We start from the raw sequence: 10,139 nt of genomic DNA on the forward strand, positions 1-10,139 counted from the left end.
GAGTCTTTGGACGTGGACATCGAGCAGCTTGCCAAAGGCAAGCGTCTCGGCGTCGCACAGCTGCGGGAAATCTCCCGCGACATTTTGAATCGGGCAATGGCCCTGGCATAGCTGGACGGCGAGCGTTCCCCCGCCGATGTCGCGGACGGTGGCCGCGTAGCCGTCCTGCGTGAGCGCGTCGGCGAGGGCCTGCGCGCGAACGCGCGGATCGGTCCCTGCGTCGCGGACGATCGGGGCGTATCGACGCTCGATCTCGCGCGAACGTGCTGCCGCGAAAGATTCAACTGCCTCTTCTCCCCCGAGCTGCCCAAGATACCCCAGCGCCTTGGAAGCGAGATCGGAGTAGCCGTCGGCCAGGTGAATGTGCGCACGCTCTGTCGCCACGTAGTGACGGGCAGGTCGCCCACGCCCGCGCTTCGAGGGGGCACCGGGTTCGTGCTCGGCGATCTCCTTGGACTCGAGCAGCAACGTGACGTGGCGCCGAACGGCAGCGGTCGTCAGCCCTAAGACCTTCGCAATCGACGAGGCCGTGACCGGCCCCTTTTCGACGATGAGATCGAGCACTTGCTGTCGGGTTGTGGCGTCTGATTCTTCTGCCACGTGTCCTCCGCTCCGACGCTCCATTACTGCGCCTCTGTGTGCTTTTCTCTGGGAATGAGTGTACGCCAATTTAGATAAATAGGCGTTGCGAAAAGCGTATCGGAGTGTCGGACAGCCCACACGTCGAGGGACTTAGGGCCTACGGTCGGATGTCTACCGCATCCACGGGGCGTCGGCAGGGCGCAAGCCCTCCCAATTGCGACCGCGAGCCGCATGCGCCGCAAGGATGCCGATCACGGCAGACGGGCTGTGCAGGCGCCCCTCCAGCACCATGTCGAGGGCCTGAGAAAGGGAGACCCAGGCGTACTCCATCGTCGCTTCCTCGTCTTCGCGATCGAAGACCGAGCCCGTGGCTTCGAGGTCGCGGGCGAGGAACACACGCAGAGGCTCGTTCGTGCCTCCTGGAGAGGTCAGGAAGTCGACCAGCACCTCCCAACGGCCAGCCTTCATGTCGGCTTCCTCAGCCAGCTCTCGCTCGGCAGCAAAAAGGGGATCTTCGCCCGGAATGTCGAGCAGGCCCGCGGGAATCTCCCACAGGGTCGCCTGGACCGGGTGACGGTACTGGCGCTCCATCAAGATCTCTTCAGCGCCGGCCTCCCCACGCATTGCGACAACGGCCACGGCTCCGGGATGACGGGTGTACTGGCGAACGACGGGCTCCTGCCCCTCAACGACGACAACGTGGTCCTCGACCATGTCGACGATGCGACCGCTCCACACGATTTCGCTCGCTGCAACCTCGTGGGGGCTCGGCTGATCCGCGATGGCTGCGGCCTGGGCGCTAGACAGGAAATGCATGAGGCTCACTCTCATTCAACTCGTCGGTGTGGATCGAGTATAGGCCCTCGCCTCCAGGTACGCGAAGGCGTTGCCCAACGGCGCACGCTTGTGACAGCAAACGGCCCCGCTCACCCATTCATTGGGTGGCAGGGCCGCGTGCTCTCACGCTGATGGTGGCCTACTTCGTCGGCGGAATCACCGACTGTGCGCCGTTTCCGACGCCGAATGCGCGCGCGGTCGTCGCGGGACTCGCCAGCGCGAGAGCAGTATCGACAGTTGCAAGAGTCGTGCCGACCGAGTCAACAGTCGTCACAACGGTGCCGCTCGCGCGCACCTGGCTCACCATCGCCTCGCGCGTCGAGGCGTCGCCCACGAGAACGCCCGAGGTCGAACCGACAGCCTGAGCCAGGCCGACCCACGCGTCCGAGTTCGATGTCACCGCTGCGGGCGTCGCGTTGGAAGCAGCCGCGGCCTGTGCGCGCGGGCCAACCGCGACGATCGCCGTGGCACTTCCGTTCGCATCCTCGTCAACGGTCATGATCGGCGTGGATTCATCGGTGAGAATCTGACGCAGCAGGTCGGTCTCGGCTCCCGTGGTGGTGAGCACCTGGACGATCGAATAGCCGACGACACCATCGGCGCTAGCGGTCTTGGCCGCGGGCGACGCGAGGTGAGACGCAAGCGTTGTGGACAGCGTCGTGCGGTACTGGCTCATCGACGTGGACTGCCAGTTGTCGCTCAGAGTCACGCGTCCGACAACACTCGCGCCGGCGTCAGTGAGCGTCGAGCGCAGCGCGCTCACGTCGTCGTCAGATGCACCGGGCAGCACAACGAGAGCAACCTTCGCCCCAGCCAGGGAGCCCGACAGCGCCGACGAAGCAAGAGCCTTGAGGCCGGCTGCCTCGGCATCGGCCTGGGCACTGAGCTGAGGATCGGTGGCAGCGGTGCTCGACGACGTACTCACTCCGGCCTGGATGCGGCTCTGGAGCGGACCGGCGCCCAGAACGACGCCGACCGCAAGCGCGATGAAGATCCCGATGATCGAGACGACGTGGTAACGGAAGTTAATCATTGGGTTCCTCCAGCGGAGTGCATCAGCGAGACGAAGAAAGAAGTGACCGGGTGCAGGAGGTCGTTACCCCACGGGGTGGACCACAGCGCGACACCCATGAGTGCGATCGCGACCAGGGCGAGGAGCACGAGGGTCCACCCACGCGGACGCGGACGGAAGGTGGCTGCCACTGCCTGAGCACCGATAAGGCGCGAGCCGACCGCAAGACGCGAGAAGAAAGCGGGGGCGACGAGCGCACGCCCCGCATCAACGAGCTCGGCCTCCCCATAGGAAACACCCGCCGTCACGACGGCTGGGGCGCCCGAATGCGCCGCGACGACGAGCGCCGCGTCGAGGGATGTACCGGCCATCGCCACCTGCTCGTAAACGACACCCATGCGGTCGAGCCGATCGGCACCGGGGGCGAGACCGTCTCCTCCAACGCGGACGATAAAGGAGCGAGCCTTGCGGATCGCCTTCTCACTCATCAGTTCAGCGTCACCGACGACGAGGTCGAGCGGCAGCCGGGCCTTCAGAGCCACGTCGGCTCCGCCGTCGACGGCGATCACGAACGGGCTGACCTCGGAGCGCCAACGGGCAAGCGCGCGCAACTGCGCCTTCGCGTCACCAGCGCCCGTCACGAGGAGAATCGGCCGCTTACTGAGGTCACGAAGCTGGGGAACGTCGACTCCGCGCAGCACCGTCGCACCATCTTTGGCCAGATAGTCCTCAATCGAAGCGTCAACGCCGGCGAAAAGCGCCGACGAGTCGGCGACGTCGACGTCCAAGTCGTCCGAGGACACGACGGATCCGGTCGCGATGACGGAGCCGTCCACGAGGACCTTCGAGCCTGTCACCGTCACTTCTTGACCTTCGCGCAGCGACATGATGTCCTGGCCCAGGTCGTCGACGAGGACGATGCCGGCCTCGAGAATGAGGCGAGGCCCCAGGGCGGCTGCGCGTCCCGTCAGAGACGGCTGCGCGTTCAGCACGGCCACGGGACCGGCGTCGACAAGCGCCGCGGCGCTCTCGCGGTCCAGGTCCGCAACGTTAATGACGGCGATCTCGCCGCGTTCTAGGCGCGTCGCCAGATGCTTGGGACGGTCGTCAATGCGAATCCGCCCGGAGCGCGCGCTCGATTCCTTTGAAAGTGTCTCACTCATCCCTGCGATTGTGACACGGCAGAGGCCAAGACTTGCGAGGCGTGGCGGCGCGCCGCAGCCGAGTGTGGATCCCCACCCATCATGCGGGTCAGTTCAGCTTCGCGCTCATCCCCGCTGACTTCGCGCACCTTCGTGGTCCCGTCGTTCTTCTCGATGACGAGGTGTTGGTCGCCGAACGCCGCGACCTGCGCGAGGTGCGTGACGACGATGACCTGCCGTGATTGCGCGAGCTTCTTGAGACGTGCGCCAACCTCCGTTGCCGTCTGCCCGCCGATACCGGCATCGATCTCGTCAAAGATGAACGTCGAAGACGCCTCTGTGCGCCCCAACATCAGTTCCAATGCGAGCATGACGCGAGACAGTTCGCCGCCGGAGGCACCCTGTCCGAGCGGACGGGCGGGAGCGTGAGGATGCGGCTGCAACCGGAAGACGACAGTCTCGCATCCATTGGAGGTTGGTTTCGTCGGCTCACAGTCGATGTGCAGCGTCGCGTCGGGCATCGATAGGGCGTGCAGCTCCTCGTTCACTCCCTCCGCGAGCTGTGCCGCAAGACTTACTCGCGCCTGCGTAACACGGCGTCCGCACTCAAGAACGCGCTCCTGGGCAGCCGCAAGTTCACGTTCGACGGTTGCTGGATCCGAGCCGGGCGACGACAGCTCGTCCACGCGGGCGCGCGCTTCGTCAAGCCACACAAGGAGGCCGTCGATATCCGCGGCCCGGCCGCGCAGTGCGTCCTTGATCGCTGCGCGTCGCGCATGAATCTGGGCGAGCCTCTCCGGGTCCGCGTCAAGACGCGACACGTACGACGAAACGTCATCGGCGAGGGCTTCCAATTCGAGTACCTGGTTGCGTGCCCGCCCCACGAACTCAGCCACGGCCTCGTCGAAACGTGCTGCATCGTCGAGTTGCGCGTAGGCGTGACGGGCTGCTTCAACAGCCCCCGCATAATCGCCCCGATCATCGCCCTTCAGGTAGCCAAGTGCCACACCGACGAGGGCTCGAAGATCCTCCACGTTCGTGAGGCGTGCTGCCTCGCGGACGAGAGTTTCTTCCTCACCGCTCACGGGGTCCAGTTCCTCGATCTGCTGAATTGCCGCTCGAAGATCCTCAAGTTCCTCGGCTCGTTCGCTCGCGTCGCCACGCAGCGAATCCAGGCGATGCTTGACGTCGACGGCGTAGCGGAAAGCGCTGCGGTACTCCTCGAGCAACGCTGCGTGGGACTCGCCTCCAAACTGATCGAGGGCACGGCGCTGGGCGGCCTCCCCCGTCAGGCGGATCTGGTCGGCCTGCCCGTGGATCGTCACCATCGACCCAACGATGTCCGTCAATACCGATGCAGGCACGGGACGCGATCCGAGGTGCGCGCGGGAGCGACCTGCAGCACGCACCGAGCGGCCGACAATCAGCTCACCACCCTCGACGAGCCCGCCGCTCTCCTCAACGCGTGCTGCAACCTCCTCGCTCACCGAGAAAATGCCGTCGACGGACAGGCGATCAGCACCCGAGCGCACGAGCGCAGCATCCGCGCGAGCGCCGAGCAGCAGCTGCAAGCTTGACAACACCATCGTCTTACCCGCACCGGTTTCACCCGTGACGACGATAAGGCCCTCACCAAAGTCGACGTGAGCAGACTCGATAACGCCGAGATGAGAAATATCGAGCGACTCGATCACCGGGGACCATCCCTCCACCCGCGCACGGGGAGATTGAACTTGCGAACAAGACGCGCGGAAAACGGCGTATCGTCAATGCGCACGAGCTGAACGGGTGAGGAACCGACGCGCGCACGAACCACTCCCCCAGCCGGAACAGTCATGCGCCGAAGGCCATCACACCACATCTCGGGGGGCGTCCACATGTCGTCGAGAACGACGATCTCGACGCACGCCGAAGGACCGACGACGAGGGGGCGCGTGAAAAGCCCATGGGCGGCCAAAGGAGCGACGACAATCGCTTCAGTATCAGGCCACACGACCGGGCCACCCGCAGAAAACGAGTAGGCGGTGGAGCCGGTCGGCGTGGACAGGATCATGCCGTCCGCCCCGTACGTCGACACTTCCTGGCCGTCGACGACAAGGGCGAAATGGACGGGGTGCGCCACGTCGGTGTGCATGACGACCGCTTCGTTGAGTGCCCAGTCGTCAGCCTTCGACCCGTCGGGACGTTCCATCGTGACATCGAGTGTCATCCGTCGTTCGACCGAAAAGTCGCCATCGGCAATCTTGCGTGCGAGATCGCCCGTGCCCTTATCACCGAGTTCCGTCAGGAATCCCATGTGGCCAGCGTTGATACCAAGAAGGGGGACATCCAGAGCACGCGCACTCGACGCCGCAACGAGGAACGTCCCGTCGCCGCCAATCGACAGCACCATATCGATGCCTCCGAGTGACGCGTCGTCGACGACCTCGATACCGCGCTCATTGAGAGCCTCGGTGAGGCTCACAGCGCTTGTCATCGCATTGGGACGATGACGATGGCGCACCATCAAGACACGGGTCATGAGTGTCCTCCAGCGGGACCAGCCTGAACTGCCTGACGAATGTAGTCGGTCAAAGCAGACGGGTCGATCGGTTCGGGATGGTTGCGGCGCATGTGCACGAAATACTCGACGTTGCCGCTCGGGCCGGGAAGTGGCGAGGCCGCGATAGCAGCGATATCGAGCCCCAAGTCAATGGCGCATCGGGCGACCGTTTCGACCGTTTCCACGTGGTGCTCAGGATTGCGTACCACTCCCCCGTGACCGAGTCGTTCCTTTCCGATCTCAAACTGAGGCTTCACCATCAGCAAGAAGTCAGCATCGGGCGCTGCTGCGGCGACGAGAGCCGGAAGAACAAGCGTCAGAGAAATGAACGACATATCACCCACGACCAGGTCGGGGGCCGGAGCGACGGAAGCAGGATCGAGAGTACGCACGTTCGTGCGATCATGAACCTCGACGCGGGGATCGGATTGCAGCTTCCAGGCAAGCTGGCCGTATCCCACATCAACCGCAACAACGGAAGCCGCACCGCGTCGCAGAAGCACGTCTGTGAAGCCACCTGTTGATGCGCCAGCGTCGAGAGCTCGACGGCCTTCGATCAGCGGCGCCTTATCACCGAGCGCGTCGAGGGCACCCGCTAGCTTATGGGCACCGCGCGAGACGTATTCGGGATCATCAGATTCTTCAACGACGATCGCCTGGGCGGGATCCATCTGCCGGGCAGGCTTCACAACGACCTGCCCATCCAGCTTGACGCGCCCATCTTCAATCATCTGAGCGGCTGCCGACCGCGATTTCGCAAGACCACGGCGCACGAGTTCCGAATCAATACGACGAAGCTTCACGCGTCACTCCGATCCTCATGAGACACGCGAAGATGCCCGCCGGGCACGTTCGCGCCGGCTGGGGCATCGGCAGACAGGGCCCGGCGCAGATCGGACTCGATGGCCCGCAACGTCTCAACTTGCGCTGACGCTGCGAGCTCATCGAAACCGACAAGCCGGGCTTCTGTCTGTTCGCGAAGGGCCATCAGGCCTCGTCGTCCATATCGGCCGTCGCTTCAAGAAGCTGCTCGAGCTCCTCCTCACCGGGCAGGAACGCGGGTGTCTGCGCACCCGGCTCCGGCAGATTGTCCGCGTCCGCGGCGACATCGAAGAAATCGTTGTCGTCCTCGGGCTCAACGGACGGCTCGGGCGCCGTGACGATGCCCGCCGGGTCATCGTTGCTCACAACGGTGATCTCAGGGCACGACGGGGCGGAGCCAGCCGCATCTGCGTACTCCCATGCAGCCGCTGCGAGCGCGCGGTAGGAGTCGATCGTGATGGTCACGGGCTCGGTGAGCTCGACGTCGTCGAGCGTCAGGACACCGGAGCGCTCCACCTTCGCCACCTGCGAAAGACCGCACGTCCAGGTACCGTCACGATGATGCTTCGGAGCCGGGTGCGCCTCAAGGAGGCCGCGCATGTCGATCGCGAGGTAGCTCGGACGCTGACCGCGAGGCGCACGAATGACGTCGCGAGCCATGTGGACACCAGTCAGAACGTGCATAGCGGGAACACCAGCGGCAACCGCACCCATGATGTCGGTCTCGAGGCGGTCACCCACGGCGAGCGGGTTCTGCGCGCCGACAAGTTCGCTCGCACGACGGTAGATGCCGGGCTCAGGCTTGCCGCCAGCGGTCGGACGCTTGCGCGTCGCATGCTGGATTGCGCGCACGAGAGAGCCATTGCCCAGCGCCTGACCGCGCTCGACAGGGAGCGTCGCGTCGAGGTTGGACGCGTAGAATGCCGCGCCACGCTCGATAGCGAATGCGCCCTCGGAGAGAAGCGCCCAGTTCACCTGCTTGTCGAGGCCCTGCACGACAGCTGCAGGCTCATCGTCCGCGCTGTCAACGAGGACGAATCCGCGCTCTTCCAGGGCCAGGCGCAGGCCAGCGCCACCGATCACGAGGACCTTGGAACCTTCCGCAAGCTCCTCGGCCATGATCGCGGCGATATCCATCGCGGACGTCATGACCATGTCAGCGGTAGCCTCAAAGTCCATGCTGTTGAGCTTGTCGGTGACCTGTGCGGGTGTGCGCATCGCATTGTTGGTGACGAACGCCGAGGCCATGCCAAGTCCGCGCGCCTCGATGACGGAGGCAGCCGCGTGCTCGATGCGCTCGTCCCCCGACCAGGCGGTGCCGTCGAGGTCAAGGAGCGCGCAGTCGTAGTCCTCAGCCAGAGCGTTGCCGGTGCCGCGCAGCGGAGAACGCTTGCCATCGACATCCGCATCCTGGTACAGGGCCACGTCGATAATCTCAGCGTCTTCGGCAATGACGGGCATAGCGGCGATGACATCAGCAGCCTCGTCATCGCGCCCAAGCTCGGTGAGACGCTCGGCCTTAACCTCCATGAGGCGACGACGCAGCTCGTCGTCCACCGACGACGGGAGTGCGGCAAGAGCATCATCAACAATCACGAGGCCCACATCGGACTGTCCGAGGTCCGCACGAGCGCCCGAAGAGACAAGAACGAGCTCGACCTGCTCGGCAAGATCGAGCGACGAGGCATCGGTGGCGTCGATAATCTCAACGGCCTTCTCGGGGTGGCCGAGGCCTCGTTCGGCATCGGCCTCAACCGCACGCAGGGAGGAATCGCCGCGCATACGGCGCACAGCGCGCACCTCGCGCAGCGCTTCCTCGTAACGTCCGGATGCGTAGGCAGTCAGGGCAGCGGCTTCGCGCACGACATCGACGCGTCCGGCGCGGGAAACTGCAGCCTGTGCGTGCTGGTACGCAGCTTCGGGATCAAGATCGATCAGCTGGCCCGCCATCACGAGGTGCCGAGCAACGATGTCGCGATTGGGGCCCGACAGAGTCGTGAGCGCGCGCAGTGCATCGCGATCCAGTTCATCGGCGCTGACGCCGGCGGGAATCGTCGGCTCATTGCCGTTAGGCGAGACGTACTCGTCCGTCGAGGAGTAGGACTTGTAAGAAGCGTCCTTCCTGCGGTCGTCACGGAAGTTGCCTCGGCGATCATCGCGCTGCTGGAACCCACCGCGTCGGTCATCACGACGCTGATAACCGCCACGATCCCCACGACGATCATCGCGACCACCAAAATCACGGCGTTCATGATCGCGACGCTGGAAGTCGCGACGCTCACCATCACGACGGTCATCGCGGAAGCCACCACGACGATCATCATCACGACGCTGGAACCCACCGCGTCGGTCATCACGACGCTGATAACCGCCACGATCCCCACGACGATCATCGCGACCACCAAAATCGCGGCGTTCATTATCGCGACGCTGGAAGTCGCGACGCTCACCATCGCGACGGTCATCGCGGAAGCCACCACGACGATCATCATCACGACGCTGGAAGTTGCCTCGGCGATCATCACGCTGCTGGAAGCCGCCGCGACCGCGGTCCTCGAACCCACCGCGTCGGTCATCACGACGCTGGTAGCCACCGCGATCCCCACGACGATCATCACGGCCACCAAAATCACGGCGTTCATTATCGCGACGCTGGAAGTCACGACGCTCACCATCGCGACGGTCATCGCGGAAGCCACCACGACGATCATCATCACGACGCTGGAACCCACCGCGACCGCGGTCGGAACGTTCGCCGTTACGGTCGCGCCACTGGGGCTGGCGCTTCTGGTATCCACCACGGCCAAATTCGCCGCGTCCTCGAGTCTCTTCTGCCATGGTGTCTATCCTCTATTCCTGCGCCGCTTGGCGCTCTTGTCTGCGGTGCGCAATGCGCGTTCAACCACCCAATACTAGACGACGCGTGGTGTTGAAGCGGCGCGTAGACGTGAAAACGAGAGGGACGGCACGCTAACGCGGCCGTCCCTCTCGATTACTTGTGTTGTGGCGGTGTCCTACTCTCCCACAACCTGGCGGTTGCAGTACCATTGGCGCTGCCGGGCTTAGCTTCCAGGTTCGGAATGGAGGCTGGGCGTTTCCCCGGTGCTATGACCACCACAAGTTTGGTGTTCAACACGGTCCCCCACCGTGTTGGTGGGGGTGTGGGTTGATCGTGGTTTGTATAGTGGTTGCGGCACGACAT

At 64.4% G+C, this 10,139-nt stretch carries 9 protein-coding genes and 1 rRNA gene; 1 reads left to right on the forward strand and 9 read right to left on the reverse strand.

Going from position 1 to position 10,139, the window contains the following annotated elements; genetic code table 11:
• From CYJ22_RS01120 to CYJ22_RS01160, 8 genes are all read right to left on the reverse strand, one after another.
• The coding region (locus CYJ22_RS01120) for a helix-turn-helix transcriptional regulator (protein WP_207760486.1) at window positions 1–624 on the reverse strand (624 nt) is incomplete at its 3' end.
• A 129-nt stretch (window positions 625–753) separates the two neighbouring features.
• Window positions 754–1,398 (reverse strand): NUDIX domain-containing protein, encoded by a 645-nt coding sequence (locus CYJ22_RS01125; RefSeq protein WP_101600427.1) that lies wholly within the window; start codon window positions 1,396–1,398, stop codon window positions 754–756.
• 160 nt (window positions 1,399–1,558) lie between these two features.
• Window positions 1,559–2,452 carry a copper transporter gene (locus CYJ22_RS01130; RefSeq protein WP_101600431.1) on the reverse strand — a complete coding sequence of 298 codons (894 nt, stop codon included), beginning with the start codon at window positions 2,450–2,452 and terminating at the stop codon, window positions 1,559–1,561.
• Entirely contained in the window at window positions 2,449–3,594 is a 1,146-nt protein-coding gene (gene steA, locus CYJ22_RS01135) for a putative cytokinetic ring protein SteA (RefSeq protein ID WP_101600433.1), read from the reverse strand. The genes CYJ22_RS01130 and steA overlap by 4 nt, the downstream gene beginning before the upstream one ends.
• On the reverse strand, window positions 3,591–5,267 hold the full coding sequence (gene recN, locus CYJ22_RS01140) for a DNA repair protein RecN (RefSeq protein WP_101600435.1): 1,677 nt from the start codon (window positions 5,265–5,267) through the stop codon (window positions 3,591–3,593). Before recN ends, steA begins: the two co-directional genes overlap by 4 nt.
• On the reverse strand, window positions 5,264–6,094 hold the full coding sequence (locus CYJ22_RS01145) for an NAD(+)/NADH kinase (RefSeq protein ID WP_007589077.1): 831 nt from the start codon (window positions 6,092–6,094) through the stop codon (window positions 5,264–5,266). The genes recN and CYJ22_RS01145 overlap by 4 nt, the downstream gene beginning before the upstream one ends.
• The gene (locus CYJ22_RS01150; protein WP_007589073.1) at window positions 6,091–6,918 is read right to left on the reverse strand and encodes a TlyA family RNA methyltransferase; all 828 of its coding nucleotides are present in this window, start codon (window positions 6,916–6,918) and stop codon (window positions 6,091–6,093) included. Before CYJ22_RS01150 ends, CYJ22_RS01145 begins: the two co-directional genes overlap by 4 nt.
• A gap of 184 nt (window positions 6,919–7,102) precedes the next feature.
• Window positions 7,103–8,887, reverse strand: a complete 1,785-nt coding sequence (locus CYJ22_RS01160; RefSeq protein WP_050980931.1) for an HAD-IIA family hydrolase — start codon at window positions 8,885–8,887, stop codon at window positions 7,103–7,105.
• Between CYJ22_RS01160 and CYJ22_RS01165 the strand changes: the two genes are divergently transcribed.
• Window positions 8,840–9,853, forward strand: coding sequence for a hypothetical protein (locus CYJ22_RS01165; protein ID WP_133124150.1), 1,014 nt, complete (start codon window positions 8,840–8,842; stop codon window positions 9,851–9,853). The two genes, CYJ22_RS01160 and CYJ22_RS01165, sit on opposite strands and share 48 nt — an antisense overlap.
• Window positions 9,854–9,938: 85 nt before the next feature.
• Here the strand turns inward: CYJ22_RS01165 and rrf are convergent.
• Window positions 9,939–10,056: ribosomal RNA gene (gene rrf, locus CYJ22_RS01170) — 5S ribosomal RNA — on the reverse strand.
• Between the last annotated feature and the right edge of the window lie 83 nt (window positions 10,057–10,139).

Source organism: Schaalia odontolytica (assembly GCF_002847525.1).
In the GTDB taxonomy this organism is placed as follows: domain Bacteria; phylum Actinomycetota; class Actinomycetes; order Actinomycetales; family Actinomycetaceae; genus Pauljensenia; species Pauljensenia odontolytica_B.